This is a genomic window from Brooklawnia propionicigenes (assembly GCF_030297015.1).
GTDB classification, from domain to species: domain Bacteria; phylum Actinomycetota; class Actinomycetes; order Propionibacteriales; family Propionibacteriaceae; genus Brooklawnia; species Brooklawnia propionicigenes.
This window is the reverse complement of record NZ_AP028056.1, coordinates 1,410,831-1,429,025: the sequence shown is the minus strand read 5'-3', so window position 1 is coordinate 1,429,025 and position 18,195 is coordinate 1,410,831. Positions and strand designations below refer to the sequence as shown.

17 protein-coding genes are annotated in these 18,195 nt (G+C 65.2%); 7 read left to right on the top strand and 10 right to left on the bottom strand.

Features of this window, described 5'->3' with window-relative positions:
- Positions 1-566 precede the first annotated feature (566 nt).
- From QUE25_RS06430 to QUE25_RS06410, 5 genes are all read left to right on the top strand, one after another.
- Positions 567-890 carry a DUF6572 domain-containing protein gene (locus QUE25_RS06430; RefSeq protein WP_286268313.1) on the top strand — a complete coding sequence of 108 codons (324 nt, stop codon included), beginning with the start codon at positions 567-569 and terminating at the stop codon, positions 888-890.
- A gap of 920 nt (positions 891-1,810) precedes the next feature.
- A complete protein-coding gene (locus tag QUE25_RS06425; protein WP_286268312.1) occupies positions 1,811-2,041 on the top strand; it encodes a hypothetical protein in 231 nt (76 codons plus the stop codon).
- 177 nt (positions 2,042-2,218) lie between these two features.
- Entirely contained in the window at positions 2,219-2,380 is a 162-nt protein-coding gene (locus QUE25_RS06420; protein ID WP_425332744.1) for a thioredoxin domain-containing protein, read from the top strand.
- Positions 2,377-4,065, top strand: coding sequence for an FAD-dependent oxidoreductase (locus QUE25_RS06415; RefSeq protein ID WP_286268311.1), 1,689 nt, complete (start codon positions 2,377-2,379; stop codon positions 4,063-4,065). Before QUE25_RS06420 ends, QUE25_RS06415 begins: the two co-directional genes overlap by 4 nt.
- Entirely contained in the window at positions 4,058-4,333 is a 276-nt protein-coding gene (locus QUE25_RS06410) for a metal-sensitive transcriptional regulator (protein WP_286268310.1), read from the top strand. Before QUE25_RS06415 ends, QUE25_RS06410 begins: the two co-directional genes overlap by 8 nt.
- A gap of 300 nt (positions 4,334-4,633) precedes the next feature.
- On the opposite strand, the gene QUE25_RS06405 is transcribed toward QUE25_RS06410, so the two are convergent.
- Both QUE25_RS06405 and QUE25_RS06400 read right to left on the bottom strand, forming a co-directional pair.
- Complete coding sequence (locus QUE25_RS06405; protein ID WP_286268309.1) at positions 4,634-5,452, bottom strand: carbohydrate kinase family protein; 819 nt, start codon at positions 5,450-5,452, stop codon at positions 4,634-4,636.
- A 22-nt stretch (positions 5,453-5,474) separates the two neighbouring features.
- Positions 5,475-6,113, bottom strand: a complete 639-nt coding sequence (locus QUE25_RS06400; protein WP_286268308.1) for a TetR/AcrR family transcriptional regulator — start codon at positions 6,111-6,113, stop codon at positions 5,475-5,477.
- Positions 6,114-6,202: 89 nt separating this feature from the next.
- Between QUE25_RS06400 and QUE25_RS06395 the strand changes: the two genes are divergently transcribed.
- The gene (locus QUE25_RS06395; RefSeq protein WP_286268307.1) at positions 6,203-7,450 is read left to right on the top strand and encodes an alpha-amylase family glycosyl hydrolase; all 1,248 of its coding nucleotides are present in this window, start codon (positions 6,203-6,205) and stop codon (positions 7,448-7,450) included.
- A 21-nt stretch (positions 7,451-7,471) separates the two neighbouring features.
- Here the strand turns inward: QUE25_RS06395 and QUE25_RS06390 are convergent, their stop codons facing one another.
- The 7 genes from QUE25_RS06390 to QUE25_RS06360 form a co-directional block, all read right to left on the bottom strand.
- Positions 7,472-7,768, bottom strand: a complete 297-nt coding sequence (locus tag QUE25_RS06390) for a GNAT family N-acetyltransferase (RefSeq protein WP_286268306.1) — start codon at positions 7,766-7,768, stop codon at positions 7,472-7,474.
- Between the two features lie 27 nt (positions 7,769-7,795).
- Positions 7,796-8,035, bottom strand: coding sequence for an isoamylase early set domain-containing protein (locus QUE25_RS06385; RefSeq protein ID WP_286268305.1), 240 nt, complete (start codon positions 8,033-8,035; stop codon positions 7,796-7,798).
- Between the two features lie 172 nt (positions 8,036-8,207).
- On the bottom strand, positions 8,208-9,392 hold the full coding sequence (locus QUE25_RS06380; protein ID WP_286268304.1) for an ATP-binding protein: 1,185 nt from the start codon (positions 9,390-9,392) through the stop codon (positions 8,208-8,210).
- A gap of 137 nt (positions 9,393-9,529) precedes the next feature.
- Positions 9,530-11,776: a 6-phosphofructokinase gene (locus QUE25_RS06375; protein ID WP_286268303.1), complete on the bottom strand. Its 2,247-nt coding sequence runs from the start codon at positions 11,774-11,776 to the stop codon at positions 9,530-9,532.
- A gap of 113 nt (positions 11,777-11,889) precedes the next feature.
- Positions 11,890-12,966, bottom strand: a complete 1,077-nt coding sequence (locus tag QUE25_RS06370; protein ID WP_286268302.1) for a branched-chain amino acid aminotransferase — start codon at positions 12,964-12,966, stop codon at positions 11,890-11,892.
- A 139-nt stretch (positions 12,967-13,105) separates the two neighbouring features.
- A complete protein-coding gene (locus QUE25_RS06365) occupies positions 13,106-14,512 on the bottom strand; it encodes an NAD(P)H-quinone dehydrogenase (RefSeq protein WP_286268301.1) in 1,407 nt (468 codons plus the stop codon).
- Between the two features lie 23 nt (positions 14,513-14,535).
- Positions 14,536-16,602, bottom strand: a complete 2,067-nt coding sequence (locus tag QUE25_RS06360) for an NAD(+) synthase (RefSeq protein ID WP_286268300.1) — start codon at positions 16,600-16,602, stop codon at positions 14,536-14,538.
- Between the two features lie 52 nt (positions 16,603-16,654).
- On the opposite strand from QUE25_RS06360, the gene QUE25_RS06355 reads away from it, so the two are divergent.
- Positions 16,655-17,158: a heavy metal-binding domain-containing protein gene (locus QUE25_RS06355; RefSeq protein ID WP_286268299.1), complete on the top strand. Its 504-nt coding sequence runs from the start codon at positions 16,655-16,657 to the stop codon at positions 17,156-17,158.
- 13 nt (positions 17,159-17,171) lie between these two features.
- On the opposite strand, the gene QUE25_RS06350 is transcribed toward QUE25_RS06355, so the two are convergent.
- A complete protein-coding gene (locus QUE25_RS06350; RefSeq protein ID WP_286268298.1) occupies positions 17,172-18,044 on the bottom strand; it encodes a D-hexose-6-phosphate mutarotase in 873 nt (290 codons plus the stop codon).
- Positions 18,045-18,195: the final 151 nt, after the last annotated feature.

Here is an 18,195-nt window from a genome sequence, read left to right as displayed (position 1 = left end):
TCATCAGACCACCAATGAAAGATCGAGGCTAATCCCAGTTCCCTTCGGGCTGCGGATCAGTAACGACCCATGACTGACCCGATAGTCCCATATCTTAAACTCGCGATCCGAATATACTGCAATCACCGGAATGGATTCCCAGCTCGCTGAACACCTTGCCGGAATTCAAGATTCACAAAATCCCCTTTCTGAATCTGAAGTAGTTCCCAGTCTGTCGCACCGCCCTTACCTGGAGCGACCCGACTGACTGCCGACCATACGTCGATGCCCTCGAGATTGAAAAACACTCGCTGGGCCAGGTCTTGGAGCTTCTGCAAAACTCCAGACTTCATTGTCTACGATCGTCACTGGAGGAGGTAGCACGACAATGGACACACCACCAACCAACCTGCTGGAGCGCCTGGCCGCCATGAACTCCGCCCGCCTCGCCGTCGCCATCGGCGTCCACGTCACCCAGCTCCGACGCTAAGAAGCCGACACCAACCAACCTACCCTCGAAGTCGTCCGCGCCCTCATCGAAGGCGCAGTCCTCCGCCACCAAGCCCGCGAACTGGCCGCCAGCTGACATGGCAGGCCTACACGACACCGAGGTGATCGACCTGGTCGCCGAGGAACCCGACGGAAGCGCACTCCTAGTGATCGTGAAGGAAGGCGCCTGGGCACTCGACGACATCGCACTGCTGAAGGCCAAGCTCAACACCTACGCCCAGTTCGTCCTCGACGGCGGGCTCGCGAGCCACTATCCCGAACTGCTGAACCGCCCGGTCCGGATCCGAATCGAGAGCGCAGCACCGCCGTCGACCACAGCGCAGGACATCCTCGCTGTGGCGCAAACAAAGCTCAAACCCTACGGCATCGACGTGACCCACAAGGTCAACCCTCGGCTCTGATCGCCTCCTCCACCCACGCGGCGAACTCTCGAACACCCGCTCCCGCCGATCCTCAACAGGAACCAGATAGCGCAACGGTTCCGACGTGGTAGGAGGGACATACGATTGCAGCCGTTCCCCTCGCCCCTGCGCAACCCGGGCCTCCACAGCCTGGCATCGGACCCCGACGACCGGATTAACAAGCAGATCCCCCGGAGCACCAGCCAAAGAAGCAGTATTCAAGCCCAACCAGCTTAACAAGCGCCCGAGCAACAACGACGCTCCCGTACGCATCGCCATCTACGGCAGGTACACAGTTCGCACCGGCATCGGACCATACGCCGCCCCTGGATTAAGCCCGGCAAGAACCTTGCCACCAGCAGCCTCAATATCCGCAGCAAGCTGATTCGCACGCGCCTGGCCCTTTGGGTAAACTACTCAATTTCACATCACTCTTATGCGCCTGGGGACTTCAGGAAGATGTCTGCTTACTGGCCTCATCGAAGCAAGCTCCAGATTTGACTCTGCAAGCTCAGAACCTCCGCCTGAGTCGCGCCCATCCTGGTTTCAAACTCCCAATCGTCAAGTGCTTCGAGAGTCTCGTTTATCGCTCCAGCAGAACGCTCAACTCACGCCGCGTCAGAATAACCGAAAACTCTTCGTCACTTATGCCCTGTTCGTCACATAGCAAGTCCGATTCAAGAAAACGCACGCTGATCACCTCATGGCAAATGTAAGAAAATAATGGTATCGATACGTGGCGACAAAAGCGGTGCCCCCATCGGGCTCCCGGATTACGAATTATTATTGTACAGTGCTCGTGGTCGAAACGCGGGGAAGCTGCTCCGATCCGAAGACTTATTCGAGGAATCCCGTGTTGTCGTCTGGCCGGCGTCGTGTGTTGAGTGTTTCTTATCTGTTCGCTGTGCTGTTCCCGGCTGATGTCCGCAGACACCTGCGAGGAGAAAACCTCAGTCTTCAGCGAGTACGTCAATGAGTGGGGCCCGAAGAAGGTCCGCGGCCGCGTCTCGGGTAGAGAGGGCGGCCCCGCCCAGAATGACGAGGATCAAGACCAATCGCATGCGCTCTCGGTCTACACCGCGATTCCCAGCAGCGAGAGCCAAAAGAAGCCGCAGATGCTCTCGATGATCGGTACTCAAGCGCTGGCCTGAGTTGGCTCTCCCAGACCGATAGCGCTTCGTCAGCCCTGCGTCTGTGCGCGGCGCGATCGGTGGCCGTTGACGGGATGTTCCTTCGAACGATCGTCCGGTCTCAGGGACGAAGCCCTCCTGCGCGGACCAGGAGCGAACATTTGGCAGAAAATACCCCCAGGGGTATAGTTCCGAGGCATGGGCATACGCAAGATCAGTGAGGCGACGCTGAGCGAGACGGCGGCGAGCCGCGACGTCGTCTTGGTGGGTTTCTGGGCGCAGTGGTGCGCTCCTTGCCGAGGCTTCGCCCCCATCTTTGAAGAACAGGCTGACGCCGCAGATCGAAAGGTAGCGCGATGAGAATAGTCGTAGTCGGCGGCGTGGCCGGCGGTATGAGTTGCGCAGCACGCGCCCGTCGTCTGGATGAAGACGCACAGATCGTTGTCTTGGAGGCCGGCGAACATGTGTCGTTCGCCAATTGCGGTCTGCCCTACTACGTCGGCGGCGAGATCGATGACGAGCAACGCCTGCTGGTGCAAACCCCAGCATCGCTACGCGCGTCGCTGAATCTGGATGTGCGCACTCGAAGTGAGGTCATCGGGCTCGACACCGCACGACATAGCGTGAGCGTGCGATCGGCGGGCGCCACTACCCAGCTCACCTACGATGCGCTCGTCCTCGCGCCCGGTGCCGTTGCACTGCGACCGCCGATCGACGGCCTCGATTCACCGAGAGTCCGCACCCTGCGAACCGTGGACGACGCGATCGATCTGCAGGCCATCGTGAGCGGCGGCGCTCGCCACGGGGTGGTCTTGGGTGCAGGATTCATTGGACTCGAGGCGGCCGAAGCCTTGGCGCGACAGGGTCTCGATGTCACCGTCGTCGAACTTGCCGAGCACGTGCTGCCTCCGTTGGAGACTGAGACCGCCCACTATGTGACCGCAGAGCTTCGTCGTCTGGGTGTCACAGTGCGGGCAGGGATAGGTGCTACGAGGATCGAACACAACGAGGACCGCGACACGGTGGTGCTCACCGATGGCACGCGTTTGCCGGCAGATGTCGTGGTCGCCTCGCTCGGTGTTCGGCCCGATACCGAGGTATTCGAGGCTGCAGGTATCAGCTGTGAGCGCGGCGCCATCGTCGTCGACGAGCACGGACGCACATCGATTCCGGATGTGTGGGCAGTGGGTGATGCCGTGGTGAGCATCGATGCTGTCACCGGTGCCCGCCGCCCGGTTGCGCTGGCAGGCCCAGCTAACCGGGCCGGTCGACAGGTCGCCGACGACATCATCCGTCCCACCGGCGCGCGAGCGATTCCCGCCGCGGTGGGCACCGCGATCGTTCGGGTGGGCGAACTCACCGCCGCCATTACCGGCGCAAACAGAAAGTCCCTCGATGATGCGGGAATCGACTACCAGACGCTTCATCTGCACCCCAATCAACACGCAGGATACTTCCCTGGAGCAGTGCCGGTGCACCTGGTGGTGCACATGGCCGCATCCGATGGACGACTACTCGGCGCTCAAGCCGTGGGCAGTGATGGCGTCGACAAACGTATCGACGTGCTTGCCACCGCGATTCGAGCCGGACTACGTGTTCCCGATCTGATCGATCTTGATTTGGCCTACTCGCCGCCCTACGGACAGGCAAAAGACGCCATCAACCTGGTGGGCATGGTCGGTGCCAATCTGCTCGATGGCACGCTTCGGCTGTGGTATGCCCAAGACCGTGATGAGGTGGCCGAGACCGCCTTGATCTTGGATGTTCGCAGCCCGGCCGAGTTCAGCACGGGGCACCTCCCCGGCGCGTTGAATATCGCGCACACTCAGCTTCGTGAACGGCTCGATGAGGTACGCGCCGCGGCAGCCGGTCGTCCGGTGCGGGTGCTGTGTGCCTCAGGTGTGCGGTCGGCCATTGCACATCGCATCTTGGCCCAATCAGGCTTCGACTCGGCATCGTTGTCCGGAGGCATGAGCAGCCTACGTTCTGTACTCGGCGATGCGGCCAGCGACGTGTTGGTGGGCGGAGGTGCCGGCCATGAGTAACTCGGCAGATCCGGCGGCGCAGCGGCGCGTTCTCAATCGTCTCAATCGTGCTCGCGGTCAACTCAACGCGGTCATCGCGACCGTCGAGGCGGGTGGATCGTGCCGCGACGTGGTCACTCAGCTGGCCGCAGTCTCGTCTGCATTAGATCGCGCGGGATTCGTAATCATCTCCTCCGCGATGAAGGACTGCCTTGTAGATCCCGACTCCGATGACTCCGATGGCCTGTCCATCGGTGAACTCGAAAAGCTGTTCCTCACTCTCTCCTAAAGAAAGAAGCCACATCATGTGCCGAGCGATTACCTGTAAGACCTGCGGAAAGACCACCTGGGCCGGTTGCGGCCAACATATTGATGACGTCAAACGATCCGTGCCCGCCAGTCAGTGGTGTGCCGGTCATCAGGGGCAAAACGAAAGCCCGTCGTCCAGTGCAAACATCTTCTCTCGACTCTTCAGGCATTGATACCCTTTGCGAGGAGTCAGCGGACGATTCAGATGATGTGACCGCCGCCGCTTTCGACCGCAGCGTCGTACGTGGCGGAGATAGCCCAGTACTGGCTTCCCGAAGATCTAGAGAACCCCGTAGTGGGTGACCGATTCGGAAGCCTGCGTGATCGCGTTCCGAAGTGCGGCGGTGAAATCGATTCCGCCGGCGAGCTGGGCGATCAGCGACCCGTGCAGCACGTCGCCGGCGCCGGTGGTGTCGACCGCCTCGACCTGTGGGACGGGGAAGATGCCCAGTTGCTCGCCGATCATCGCCTGCACGGGCTCTGCGCCGCGGCTGCGTGCCAGCCGTGGGATTCCGAAGCCGGCGAGATCGTCCAGGGCCTGGTCCGGTGTGCTGCCGGGAAGCGCGAAGTCAGCCGACACGACGGCCACATCGAGCAGCGGCAGCAGCAGTTCCAGGCCCGGCTTCCAGGAGCCGCCATCGAGCACCTGAATCGGTGCCGGGTTCTGGGCCAGCAGCAGCGAGGCCTCCAACAGATGCCCATCATGCAACACGACATCGACATCTTTGAGCACCTCGGCGCCCGGTGACCCAGCGGACTCAAGTGCGGCCGCGTTGCGTGAGACCACCGCGCGGCTGCCGTCGGGGGTGATGAAGATCGTTGACACCGGCAGCTGGCAGTCGGGCGGCGCGATGTCGATGATCTCGATGCCGTCGAGTCGCTCGCGGGCGAGCATGGCCAGCGAAGAATCGCCGAGCGCGGTGACCAGGCGCACCTGGCAGCCCTCCCGGTGAGCCACCCGCGCCGCGTTGGCGGCAGGCCCGCCTACATCCAGCCAGGCCCGGTCAGCAGTGATCTTGCTGTCCGCAGCGGGCAGCGCGTCCACCACCTGAGCGATATCGATGGTAGTCAGTCCGACGCAGACGATCACAGGGGCCATGCGGCCATCGTAGAAGATCGGCTCAGCGGCGGCCGAACTTGCCGTGCCGACTCGCCTCGGAACGGCCCTCGTCGGCCGGACCCAGCAGCGCGTTCACGGCGGCGCCGGCAACCTCGGCGCGGTCGGCCTCCGGACAGCCGCGCTCGATCCAGACCCGGCAGGCCGCGTCGACGAACCCCAGGAAACCCTGAAGTGCATACTCGCTGACCGATTGCGGGGCCGCGATCGCGCGCAGCGCCGCCAGCCGCTGATCGCGGATTTCGGCGCGCACCGGCAGTGCCTCGGCCGGGTCGTTGCTGCCGGTGAGGATCGCGGTCGCCCACGCAGGTGTGCGCTCGGCCAGAGCGTCCAGGTAGACCTCCACAGCGGTGGTCAGCTGTCCACGAGCCGAAGGTTTGGGCGCCAATGCGGCGACCGCTGCCCGGCGGCGATTCTCGATGGCCTGCAGACTGGTGCGCAGCACCTCGGCATACAGGGCCGGCTTGGAGCCGAAATAGCGGTAGAGCAGCGCTTCGGACGCCTGCGCCTGCCGGGCGACCTCGGCCATCGAGACCTGTTCATAGGGTTCGGACGCGAAGGCCTCGGCGGCAGCGGTCAGGATGTCGCTCTGGCGGGTCGCAGGATCGAGACGGCGGCGCGGGTGGCGATCTGTCCTGCTCATGGCGACATCGTAGGCTTAAGTGAGCTAATCTCACTAGAAGGACGCGCGGCGACACGGCAGCCCGTGCGTGACCTGCGAGGAGGCGCACCATGACCGCACCCGGCTGGACGGATACCGCTGTTTGGTATGCCGTCTATCCACTCGGGATGACCGGCGCATTGCACCCTACTGACCCGTCCGAGGGTCATCGGCTGATCCGCGTGGAGGGCTGGCTCGACCACCTGGTGAGCCTGGGCTGCAACGGTCTGCTGCTGGGCCCGATCTTCACTTCGCGCTCGCACGGCTACGACACTCTCGACTACTTCAGCATCGATCCGCGGCTGGGCGACGATGCCGACTTCGATTCGCTGGTCGCGGCCTGCCATGCCCGAGGCATCAGAATCCTGCTGGACGGCGTGTTCAACCACGTCAGCCAGGACTTCCCAGCGCTGCAATCAGCGCTCGCCTCACCCGATGCCCCGACTGCCGACTGGTTCTACATCGACTATTCGACCAACCCGCCGACCCGGTTGAACTTCGAGGGCAGCGACGATCTCGTCCGGCTCAATCACTCCAGCCCGGGGGTGGTGAAACTGGTCGGCGATGTGATGCGTCACTGGCTGGCGCGCGGTATCGACGGCTGGCGGTTGGACGCCGCCTATGCGGTCGAGCCGCACTTCTGGGCGACCGTGCTGCCCGACGTGCGCGCGCAGTACCCGGACGCGCTGTTCACCGGAGAAGTGATCCACTCCGATCTGGACCGCCTCAAGGCGTCGACCCTCGAGTCGGTGACGGCCTACGAACTGTGGAAAGCCATCTGGAGCAGCCTCAACGACGCCAACTTCTTCGAGCTCGACTGGACGTTGACCAGGCATGATGAGCTGCTGGATCTGACTCGTCCGCTGACCTTCATCGGCAACCACGACGTCACTCGCATCACGACGCTGGTCGGGCCGCAGGGCGCGGTGCTGGCGATGGCCGTGCTGTGCACGGTCGGGGGGATGCCCTCGGTCTATTACGGTGACGAGGGCGGTCTCGAGGGGACGAAGTACGAGCGGCCGGGCGGCGATGACGAGATCCGCCCCGAACTGCCCGCCAGCGCTGACCAGTGGCGGCCGCCGCTGCCGTGGCTGCTGGACGAATACCGCGCGTTGATCGCGCTGCGCCGACGCAACCCGTGGCTGGTGAATGCCCGCCACAAGATGACCGAGCTGACCAACCAGCGACTGGTCTATCGCAGCCGGGCCGGAGACGATTGGCTGCAGGTCGACCTCGACCTCGAGGCCGGATGCAGTGTCGTCATCAGCGGTCCACAGGGCGAAAGCTACCGATACGAGAGTCCCCGGCGGCCCGACTGAGGGCCGAGCGCCCGGCCGTTCTCAGTGCAGCCGCTGCACGACGATGTCGTCGTAGTCGGGCGCATGAAGTGAGATGAACGATGCGGTGAACGGGCACAGCGGCACCACCCTGCGTCCGTTGGCGCGCACGTCATCGAGCGCCCAGCGGGTAAGCCGGTCGGCCAGCTTGCGGCCGCGATGCTGCGGGGGTGTGCCGGTGTGGGTGAACGTCATCACGTCGCCGTCGATCGTGTAGTCGATCTGGCTCACCAGTTCGCCGTCTTCCAGTGCCTCATAGCGGAATCCCGCCTTGTTGTCACGGAACTCCAGATTGGCCATGATCGGTCGTCCTCTCTCAGCTGTGGATCAAATGTAGATCATGCAACCCTCATGATCGATTCTGTCCGCGTCCGGGTCATCGAACCAAGTGCCGTCTCGACCTAGGTAGCGGAAACGAACGACGGCTCCCGTTGAGAAGAGCACAGTGGTGCTCAGGGTGCCGTCGGGGCGCTTGATCATCGGATGCCGGTGCGGCTGCCACTGGTTGAAATTACCCACCACGCTCACCGGGGCGAACGGGTGATTCTTCGGCAGGAGAAATGTCACGGCGACTGCCTCTTTGCGGGGCTGCCTGCGAATCACCTTTGTGCTCCACCTTTGCTCTGGCTCGGTAGATCAAAACGTTATGCGACGCAGGGATTACGCCGAAAGGCGCTCCGCTTGGTGAGACAAATGATCATGCGTCGCCGCCGTAATGAAGATCAGGGCGGAACGAAGATCAGGCCATCTGGGCTCGAAGATAGCGCCCGAAGTGCGGCACCGTGAATGCGACCTGGCCGCGCTCGCAGGCGTAGACGAGCCCCTTCTTCAGCAGGGCATCGCGGGCGGGGGACAGGGACTGCGGGGTTCGGTCGAGCTTCTCGGCGACAGCGCTGGTGGCGACACCCTCGGTCGAACTGTCGGGGTCGGCGAGTTCGGCGATCGCCCGCAGGTATTCGCGCTCGGCCGGGGTCGCCCGCTCGTAGCGGCTGCCGAAGAAGCCGACCGCCAATTCGGCCTCGGCCTCGGGCGTCGCGACCGCGATATCGTCGGCCGTGATCGGTGAGGCCGGGGCGAGATCCCAGACGACCTTGCCGTAGGCCTGAATGAAGTAGGGATAACCGCTGGTCACCTGGTACATCGCCGCCAGCGCGCCCTCGTCGAAGCTCGCGTCTTCTTCCTCGGCGGGGGCCTGCAGTGCGAGATCGGCGGCCGCCCGGTCGAGGCGGTCGATGCGCAGATAGCGGAAGAGCCGCTCGGAATAGCTCTTGGACGCGCTGAGCGCCGTCGGCAGATGCGGCAGCCCCGCCCCGACGATGATCAGCGGCAGCCCCAGCTGGCTGATCTCGTGGCAGGCTGCGCACAGCGCCGACAGGTCGTCGGCCCTCAGGTCCTGCATCTCGTCGATGCAGACCGCCACGCCCACGCCCTTGTCGGCGGCCAGGCCTCCGACGTCGGTGAACAGCTCGACGAGGTCGATCTCGATGTCTCCCGAATCCGCGCGGCCGGGGGTCGGGGGTACCTGGATGCCGGGGTTCCAGCGCTCGGCCAGTTTGGCGCGGGGGCCCGCGTCGCGTTCGATGAACGAACGGATCGTGCCCAGCGTCGTGTTCGCGTCCGGATGAGCCAGCTCGCGCACCGCGGTGTGCAGGGCGGCCCCCATCGGACGCCGGATTCCCTGATCAGGACGCGCCTCGAATTTGCCGGTGCCCCAGCCCGAGCGCACCGCAGCCGATCTCAGCGCATTCAGCAGCACCGTCTTGCCGACCCCGCGCAGGCCGGTGAGGATCACCGACCGTTCGGGTCGGCCGCGTGCGATTCGTTCGAGCACGACATCGAAGGCGTGCAACTGCTCGTCGCGTCCGGCGAGTTCGGGGGGACGCTGACCGGCGCCAGGGGCGTAGGGGTTGCGGATCGGGTCCATGCGAGGACTCTATTCGGCTGTCTAGTGCTGATGGAAGAGGCGCGCATATCCGGATCGAAAGTTCATTCCTCGATCCTGCGATTGCTTCATCTAGGTCACTCTAGAATCAGCGCTAGACAGCTATATAGTCTCCTCGTTCAGCGGGTCTTCTTGCGGCGTGGCCCGGGCTGATCACTGACCGCCTGCAGCACGCGCTGGAGCTGCATCCACCACTGCTTCTTCGGACGGCGGTGGCGCACGTCCATGTCGTCCATCATGTGCGACATCGGTGAGGTGGTGATCTTGGAGAACTGCAGGCCCACGTACCAGCCGTCCGGCTCGCCCGCCTCGAGCGCTTGGGCCATCCGTCGCAGGCCGGTACTGACCACCCGCGCCGCCAGCAGGCGGTCCGCCGGCGTCGGCTCCCCGCCCTGCTGGAGGTGACCGATGATGTGGGTGCGGACGTCGTAGTTGCCGTTGCTGGCCCCCTCGAGCATCTGGCCCATGAACTCGGTGGTGTACGAATCGGACGCTTCCTCGTTGCGGATGGCCAAGAAGAGCCGTCGTCCGGCGGCGAAGCTGCGCTGCAGCCAGGCCACGTCGTAGGCCAGCTCACCCAGTTCGACGCCTTCCTCGTTCAGGTAGACGCGCTCTGCGCCGCCGGCGATTCCGCTCATCAGCGCCAGGAATCCGCAGTAGCGGCCCATCGTCTCCACCACGAAACAACGGGTGGTCGCCGCACCGCTCATCTTGATCATGTCGATCGAGGCAACGTCGACGTTGAGTGCCGTGTCTGCGCCCACGGCCAGCTCGGTGCCCGGGAGGTTGTTGTCGATGGACGCCGGCACCGCCACGATCGGAATCCGGAAAGCGGGGTAGCGCGATCGTTCCGAATGCAGCAGATAGGCGGCCTGGTAGGCATTCCACCCGCCGATCACCAGCAGTCCGTCGACCCGGAGTTCTTCCAGCGAACGGCTGAGCTTGTACAGGTCTTCAGGGGTCGGTACCGCCCGGCGTAGCCCGAGTTCGGCGCCCCCCGAACCGATCCAGCCCTCCACGTCGTCCCAGCCCAGATCGCGGGCATCGCCCTTGCGCAAGCCCTCGAAGCCGTTGCGGATGCCCACCATCGCGAAACCCCGCGAGATGCCGAGCCGCACCGCTATCGAGGCAGCGGTGTTCATGCCCGGGGCGAGCCCACCGGCATGGATGATCGCGATGCGCTTGGCCCCGTCGGGCGCCACGAAGCGGGCGGGCTTGGTCAGCTCGCTGAAGATGGCGTCGAGTTCGTTGAACGACGGGCCACGCGCGTCCATCGCCCCGATGTAGTCGCCGGACGCAATCAGGTCGGGAACCCGCTGAGTTGCCTGCACCGCGCCCGCCAACGGCAACCGGACGACATCGTTGCCCAGCATGCCGATCACCTTGGCTTCGCCGGGAACCGAGGGGTTCAGCAGTTCCTTGACGGCCTCGTAACCCAGCCAGGTCGACGCCCAGCGGTCGTAGGCGCTGGGCGTGCCGCCGCGCTGCACATGTCCGAGGATGGTGGTGCGGGTCGCCTCGTGCAGGTGGTCCTCGATGACCTGCCGGACGTACTCGCTGCGAATCGGATTGCCCGCCCGGTCGGTGGCGCCTTCGGCCACCACCACGATCGAATCGCGCCGCCCGCGGGCCCGCGCGGTGCGCAGGATCTGGCACATGTCGTCTTCCCAGCCCTCGGCCGGCGGGTTCTCGGGAATCAGCACGTAGTCGCAGCCGCCCGCGATCGCCGCAGCCAGCGCCAGATAGCCGCAGTGCCGCCCCATCACCTCGAGCACGAAGCTGCGCTGGTGACTGGCCGCGGTGCTGCTCAGCGCGTCGATGGCGTCCATGATGCGGTGCAGCGCAGTGTCGGATCCGATCGTGGAATCGACGCCGACCAGGTCGTTGTCGATCGATCCGACCAGTCCCGCGATGATCAGATTCGCGTGCTGAGCGGCCAGTTCGGCGGTGATGTCGCCGTTGGCGACCAATTCGTCGAGCAGGCCGGGCCATTCCTGGCGCAAGGTGTCGAGGCCGGTCAGGCTGCCGTCGCCACCGATCACCACCAGCCGGTCGATGCCGCGTTCGATCAGATTGCGGGTGGCCTTCAGGCGTCCCTCGCGGGTGCGGAACTCCGTGCTGCGGAAGGTTCCGATGACCGTGCCACCGCGGGCGAGGATCGAACCGACGTCGTCCCAGCCGAACGGCCGGATGCCGTTCCCGCCGTCGATCATGCCCTGGTAGCCCTCGAAGATCGCGAAGACCTCGGCTCCCCGATGGATGGCGGTACGCACGACTGCGCGCACCGCGGCGTTCATCCCTTGGGCATCTCCGCCGCTGGTGAGAACTCCGATTCTGACTGGCTGTGCCGGTGCTTGCTCGTTCATGTCATTCCTTGCGACGGCCCTGGCGAACTTGGTTTCAGCCTAGAGCGCGGACGAACCGGTGGTCCACGATCGTTGGCAACTGCCCTGCCACCGGCTGGCAGCCGGTGCCGAGGTCAGCCGACCCGGCGCATCCAGCCGTGGATGTCGGGTTCGGTGCCGAACTGGATGCCGGTCAGATGCGCCCGCAGCTCCAGGGTCTTGGCGCCGGGGGTGCCATCGCCGACGGTCAGGTCGATCTCGGGCGACTTGATGCCGACGACCGGACTCACCACCGCCGCGGTGCCGCAGGCGAGCACTTCGGTGATGCGCCCGGACGTGATGCCCTCGCACAGCTCGGCAAACGCCAGGGGACGTTCGACCGGACGCAGGCCGTGGCTCTCGGCGAGTGTCAGCAGGCTGTCGCGGGTGATGCCGGCGAGGATCCGACCGTTCAGTTCGGGGGTGACGAGTTCGCCCGATTCGGTGATGACGAGGAAGTTCATCGTGCCGCCCTCCTCGACCCAGCTGCGCGTGGCGGAGTCGAGCCACAGCACCTGGGTGCAGCCGTTGCGGTGCGCTTCGGCTTCGGCGATCATGGACGCGCCGTAGTTGCCGCCGCACTTGGCGTCCCCGGTGCCACCGGCCATCGACCGGCTGTAGGTGGGGCTGACCCACAGCGTCAGCGGCTGCGGGTAGAACGGCATCACCGGCATGCCCAGGCAGATGTAGGTGTAGTAGTCGGACGCCTTCACGCCGATCTGTATCTCGGAGGCGAACATGAACGGCCGCAGGTACAGGCTCTGTTCCCCCTCGGCCTGGGGAACCCAGTCGAGGTTCAGCTGGACGACTTTGGTGACCGATTCGATGAAGTCCTCGGTCGGCAATGCCGGCATCTGCATGCGGGCGGCCGAATGCGCGAAGCGGGCAGCGTTCTTCTCCGGACGGAACATCCAGACCGAATCGTCCGCGTGGCGGTAGGCCTTGAGGCCTTCGAAGATCTGCTGTCCGTAGTGCAGCCCGGAGACCGCCGGATGCAGCGAGAGCGGGCCGGTGGCCAGCAGCGCCTTGTCGTGCCAGCCGTCGGCGGCACTCCAGGTCGCCTGGGCCATGTGATCGACGAAATAACGCCCGAATCCGGGATCCTGGAGAGCAACGGCGATATCGGTTGCGCTGGCACGGGGGACGGTCGGATCAACGGCGAATGCGGACATGGAGCCGAGTTTAGTGCCCGCCGCCCGCGATGGTTTCGCGAGGTCACGCCGTGCCTGATCTTCTTCAGTTCGGCCATTGGATCGATCCAGATGCCAGATTCCGGGCAGAAACGCCTCAGGTGAAGAAGATGAGGCACGCCTACAGGCCGGCGTCCTCGACGCTGTGCAACTGACGCCCCGCTTCGGAGATCGACCCGGACAGTGAGGGGAAGACGGTGAACGCCCGCGCGGCCTGATCGACGGTCAATCGTGCCGACACGCACAACGACAGCGAGTAGATCAGCTCACTCGCACCGGGCGCGACGACAACTCCGCCGACGATGATTCCGGTGGTCGGGAGGCAGAAGAGCTTGACGAAACCGTCGTAGTGGCCCTGCATCTTCGCCCGGGCGTTGCCGGCCAGTGGCAACGTGACGCGACGCACCGCGAGCCGGCCGGAGTCGATCTGCTGCTGGGTGATGCCCACGGTGGCGATCTCCGGTGCGGTGAAGACATTGGAAGCGATCGAGCGCAGATCGAGGGGCTGCACCGCATCGCCGAGGGCATGCCACATGGCGATGCGACCTTGCATGGCGGCCACCGAGGCGAGCGGAAAAACCCCCGTGCAGTCGCCGGCCGCATAGACCCCCCGCGCGGTGGTGCGCGACATCCGGTCGACCTCGATGTGACCGCTGGGCTTCAGACTCACCCCGTGTTCGGCGAGCCCGAGATCGTCGGTGTTCGGGATGGAGCCGACCGCCATCAGCAGATGACTGCCCTCGACGGTTCGCCCATCGGCCAGGGTCAGGATCACCCGCTCGCCCTCGCGGCGTGCCGACTGGGCTCGCGAGCGCGACATGATGGTCATCCCGGAGCTCTCGAAGACCTCCTGGATGACCTTCGCCGCGTCCGGGTCCTCGCTGGGCAGCACCTGATCGCGCGATGACACCAGCACGACGTCGACGCCGAGCTGGTTGTAGGCTCCCGCGAACTCGGCCCCGGTAACACCCGAACCGACCACGATCAGGCGTTCGGGCAGTTCGGTCAGGTTGTAGAGCTGCTTCCAGGTCAGGATCCGCTCGCCGTCGGGTTTGGCCTCGGCGAGCTCGCGGGGGCGCGTGCCCACCGAAATCAGGGTGATGTCGCTCGGCAGCTGTTCGTCGCCGGACGATGTCGCGGCCAGCACCCGGTCGGTGCCGAGCAGGCGGCCTCGTCCGTGAATCAGCCGGACGCCCTGACGCGTCAGAGATTCGGCGATGTCGTGGCTCTGCGCCGCCGCCAGGCCGAGCAGCCGCTCGTTGATTCCGGCCAGATCGACCCGGACGGCCTGCCGCAGTTCGCTCAACGATGGATCGGCCGGCACCAGACCGAGTTCGCGGCTGTGCCGCACTCGCGTCATCACCTCGGCCGTGGCGATCAGCGACTTGGAGGGCACCACATCGGTCAGCACCGCCGAGCCGCCCATGCCCTCGTCCTCGATGAGGGTCACCGAGCCGCCGAGTTGAGCTGCCACCATGGCCGCCTCGTACCCGCCCGGTCCGCCACCAATGATCACCACGTTCGCCATGGCACCCATTGTGGCGGTCGAGCTCACTGCTGGCCGGGAATACGCTCCATGTCGGCCAGCCAGAGCCTGGACGAGGCGTCCGAGGGCATCCGCCAGTCGCCGCGCGGCGACAGCGATCCGCCGGCCACTACCTTCGGACCGTTGGGCAGGGCCGAACGCTTGAACTGGTTGGCGAAAAACCGCCTGCCGTAGACCGCCAGCCAGCGTTTGATCGTCGGCAGATCGTAGGCGACCCGCTCGTCGGCGGGGTAGCCCTGCGGCCACTGGCCGGCCTGTTCGTCCGCCCAGGCGTGCTCGGCGAGATAGGCGATCCTGCTCGGCCGCATGCCGTGACGCAGCGTCCAGTAGAGGAAGAAGTCGTGCAGGTTGTAGGGGCCGATGGTGTCCTGGGTGCTCTGCGGCTTGGCGTCGTCGAAGGTGGGCACCAGCTCGGGGGAGATCTCGGTATTGAGGATCGACTGCAGCACGTCGTTGACCCGAGCGCTGAACTCACCATTGCTGATCACCCAGCGGATCAGATGCTGGATCAGGGTCTTCGGCACCCCGGAGTTCACGCCGTAGTGGTTCATCTGGTCGCCGACCCCGTACGTGCACCAGCCCAGGGCGAGTTCGGACAGGTCGCCGGTACCCAGCACGATGCCGGCGCGCTGGTTGGCGATGCGGAAGAGGAAATCGGTGCGCAGCCCTGCCTGCACGTTCTCGTAGGTCACGTCGTAGACGTCGCCCGGATGCCCGATATCGCGCAGCATCTGCTCGGCGGCCGGACGGATATCCAGGGTCTCGAAGGTGCAGCCCAGGGCGGTGGCCAACTCCGTTGCATTGTTGCGGGTGTGATCGGAGGTGGCGAAGCCGGGCATGGTGAATGCGAGAATGTCCGATCGCGGGCGCCCGAGTTCGTCCATCGCGCGGGCCGCCACCAGCAGCGCGTGGGTCGAATCCAGACCCCCGGACACGCCGATGACGACCTTCGGCTCGCCGATCGAGCGCAGCCGTTGCTTCAGCCCGTACACCTGGATGCTGTATGCCTCGTAGCAGTCCTGGGCCAGCCGGCTGGGATCGTCGGGGACGAACGGGAAGCGGTCGACCTGGCGACGCAGACCGATGTCGCCGTGCGGCGGGTCGAGGGTGAAATCGACGATCGGGCCACTGTCGGCGTCCAGGAATCGTTCGGCGCAGTCGTTGAAGCTGTTCTGCCGCATCCGCTCCTGGCGCAGCAGGTCGAGGTCGATGTCGGTGATGCACCACGACGAATCCGCCGGGAAGCGCTCGGTCGAGGCCAGCAGAGCCCCGTTCTCGTGGATCGATGTCTGGCCGTCCCACGACAGATCGGTGGACGATTCGCCCGGCCCGCCCGCCGCATAGACGTAGGCCGCCAGACCGCGGGCCGACGCGCTGCGGCAGAGCAGCTCGCGGTCGTCGGCGCGTCCGACCGTGATGGGGGAGCCCGAGATATTCACCAGTACCGTGGCGCCACGCATGGCGGCCAGCGTGCTCGGTGGCAGCGGCACCCACATGTCTTCGCAGATCTCGACCGAGAAGCAGAAATCGGGCAGATCGACGGCCCGGAAGACGATGCCCGCGCCGAAGGGCACGGCGTCGGCGTCCTTGACCCCCGCCAAGGCGATCAGCGGCTTGTCGTCCGACCACCGCGGTGCCTCGGCGAAATGCCGCTTCTCGTAGAACTCCCGGTAGTTGGGCAGGTAGCTCTTCGGCACCACGCCCAGCACGCGTCCGCGATGCAGCACGACAGCGCAGTTGTAGAGCCGGTTGCCGTTGCGCAGCGGAGCTCCCACCACGATCGCCGGCAACAGATCGGCGGTGGCTGCGCGTAGCGTCTCGATCGCCGCCAGCGTGGCGTTCAGCACGACGTCGTTGAGCAGCAGATCGTCGATCGCGTAGCCGGTCAGGCACAGCTCGGGGAAGACCGCCAGGGCAGCACCCTCGGCGTCCAGCGTGCGGGCGATGCCGATGATGGTGGCCGCGTTGTCGGGCGGGATCGCGATCGACGTGCGGTTGCTGCAGGCGGCGATCCGGACGAAGCCCTGATCATAAATCGAGCGGAAGTTCACCCCAGTGAGCCTAGTAGACATGGTGGTTTGGTCTCCGACGACTCGGGCACCGCGGATCACTAGTCTTGGTGCCATGTTGGTGGTCACGATAAGCCAGATCCCGGGTTACCGGATCGAGGCGGTACTGGGTGAGGTCTTCGGCGTGGGGAGCCAGCAGCAGGGGCGTCCCAACATGGGGCAGGCCGAGATGGTCTATCTCGCTCGCGAGCAGGCGGTACGGATGATGGTTCAGCAGGCCCAGCAGCGTGCCGCGAATGCCGTCATCGGCCACTCGATCGACGTCTTCCACTCCGACAGGTTCGGCGCCGGGGTCACCGCGATCGGCACCGCTGTCCAGGTGGTGCCCGTCGGTGAGGGAGAGCAAGGTGCCACTCCGCAGTCGATTCAGGACGCGAAGACTCCCGACGAACAGCTCCCGCCGCCGGTTTCCGGTCCGATGGGTCAGCAGCCCGGTCAACCACAGGCCTACCCCAGCCAGCAGGGCTACCCGTCCCAGTCCGGGCCGAGCTATGCCCAGCCCGGCCAGCCTGCACAGCAGGGCTGGGGCCCGCAGTACCCGCAGGGATACGGACGCTGACTCCAGCTCGAACTCAGATGATCGAGATCGTCTGGCTGATCAGGTGCCGGCCACCCGGCTCCACGTTGACCGACTGATCGCGGACGTTGACCGCCTCGGCGCAGACGAACTCCTGCCAGTCGTCATCGCCCAGATCGGGGGTGGCCGCGGCCTTGGCGATCCAGGGATTCCAGATCACCGACTGGGCAGATCCGACCTTCTCGATCAGCAGCGTCCGGTTCCATTCATCGTCGATGATCCGCAGGGTTTCACGCGATTCGTAGATGCGGTCGGTTTCGCCTTCGAAGCTCACGGCGCCTTGCTGAGTGGCGCAGCCGTCGGTCAGCCGGTCGCTGTAGGCGGCGCCGTCCAAGCCCTCGATCCGGGTCTTGTGGATGTCGCCGACCGCGAAGTAGCTGTGCAGGCCGTCCTCGAAGAACAGCTCGGAGTCGCCGGCGAAGACCACGAGCTGCACGATCAGGGTCTTGCCCATCGAAATGTGCAATTCGAGCCGATAATCGCGAGGCAGGTCCGGTGCCAGCCCGGGGTCGACCGCAGCGCCGTCGAGGCCGAGGACGATGTTGGCCGTTCCCGCGGGACTGACCTTCGCGCGCAGCAGATTCCAGGTGGATACCCGCGCAATTCCGTGCATGGGCGTGTGCTGGCCGTCGTCGCCGGCGCCGAACCATGGCCACAACAACGGGATGCCGCCTCGAATCGCCTTGCCCGGTTCCAGGATCGCCTGGTCGCTCAGCCACAACACCGGATGCTGACCGGCCGGTGTCCATGCGGCGATGTGTGCACCGTTGAAATAGATGACGCCAGTGGCTGCGGGGGTATCAACCTTGATGCCGGCGAGCGGGGCGTCGAGGAGCGTGATGCCCTCGGGAAGCTCGATGTCCGTCATGTATCCATAACCTACGTGCCCCGGCGGCGTTCGTCATCCGAAGTTGCCAGTTTCCGGGGTGTCGTTCGGCTGACCACGAGCTTCGCCGACGGTGCAGGAGCTACCTGATGAGCACATGAGACGTTCACGCTCAATTCATGATTGAGTGTGC

Bases quoted from the DNA above. Each gene is read 5' to 3' on its own strand.
- QUE25_RS06355 (WP_286268299.1), top strand. From the start codon at position 16,655: ATGTTGGTGGTCACGATAAGCCAGATCCCGGGTTACCGGATCGAGGCG.
- QUE25_RS06410 (WP_286268310.1), top strand. From the start codon at position 4,058: ATGAGTAACTCGGCAGATCCGGCGGCGCAGCGGCGCGTTCTCAATCGT.
- QUE25_RS06375 (WP_286268303.1), bottom strand. From the start codon at position 11,776: ATGAACGAGCAAGCACCGGCACAGCCAGTCAGAATCGGAGTTCTCACC.
- QUE25_RS06405 (WP_286268309.1), bottom strand. From the start codon at position 5,452: ATGGCCCCTGTGATCGTCTGCGTCGGACTGACTACCATCGATATCGCT.
- QUE25_RS06390 (WP_286268306.1), bottom strand. From the start codon at position 7,768: ATGGCCAATCTGGAGTTCCGTGACAACAAGGCGGGATTCCGCTATGAG.
- QUE25_RS06400 (WP_286268308.1), bottom strand. From the start codon at position 6,113: ATGAGCAGGACAGATCGCCACCCGCGCCGCCGTCTCGATCCTGCGACC.
- QUE25_RS06415 (WP_286268311.1), top strand. From the start codon at position 2,377: ATGAGAATAGTCGTAGTCGGCGGCGTGGCCGGCGGTATGAGTTGCGCA.
- QUE25_RS06425 (WP_286268312.1), top strand. From the start codon at position 1,811: ATGTCCGCAGACACCTGCGAGGAGAAAACCTCAGTCTTCAGCGAGTAC.
- QUE25_RS06360 (WP_286268300.1), bottom strand. From the start codon at position 16,602: ATGTCTACTAGGCTCACTGGGGTGAACTTCCGCTCGATTTATGATCAG.
- QUE25_RS06420 (WP_425332744.1), top strand. From the start codon at position 2,219: ATGGGCATACGCAAGATCAGTGAGGCGACGCTGAGCGAGACGGCGGCG.
- QUE25_RS06350 (WP_286268298.1), bottom strand. From the start codon at position 18,044: ATGACGGACATCGAGCTTCCCGAGGGCATCACGCTCCTCGACGCCCCG.
- QUE25_RS06370 (WP_286268302.1), bottom strand. From the start codon at position 12,966: ATGTCCGCATTCGCCGTTGATCCGACCGTCCCCCGTGCCAGCGCAACC.
- QUE25_RS06365 (WP_286268301.1), bottom strand. From the start codon at position 14,512: ATGGCGAACGTGGTGATCATTGGTGGCGGACCGGGCGGGTACGAGGCG.
- QUE25_RS06380 (WP_286268304.1), bottom strand. From the start codon at position 9,392: ATGGACCCGATCCGCAACCCCTACGCCCCTGGCGCCGGTCAGCGTCCC.
- QUE25_RS06430 (WP_286268313.1), top strand. From the start codon at position 567: ATGGCAGGCCTACACGACACCGAGGTGATCGACCTGGTCGCCGAGGAA.
- QUE25_RS06395 (WP_286268307.1), top strand. From the start codon at position 6,203: ATGACCGCACCCGGCTGGACGGATACCGCTGTTTGGTATGCCGTCTAT.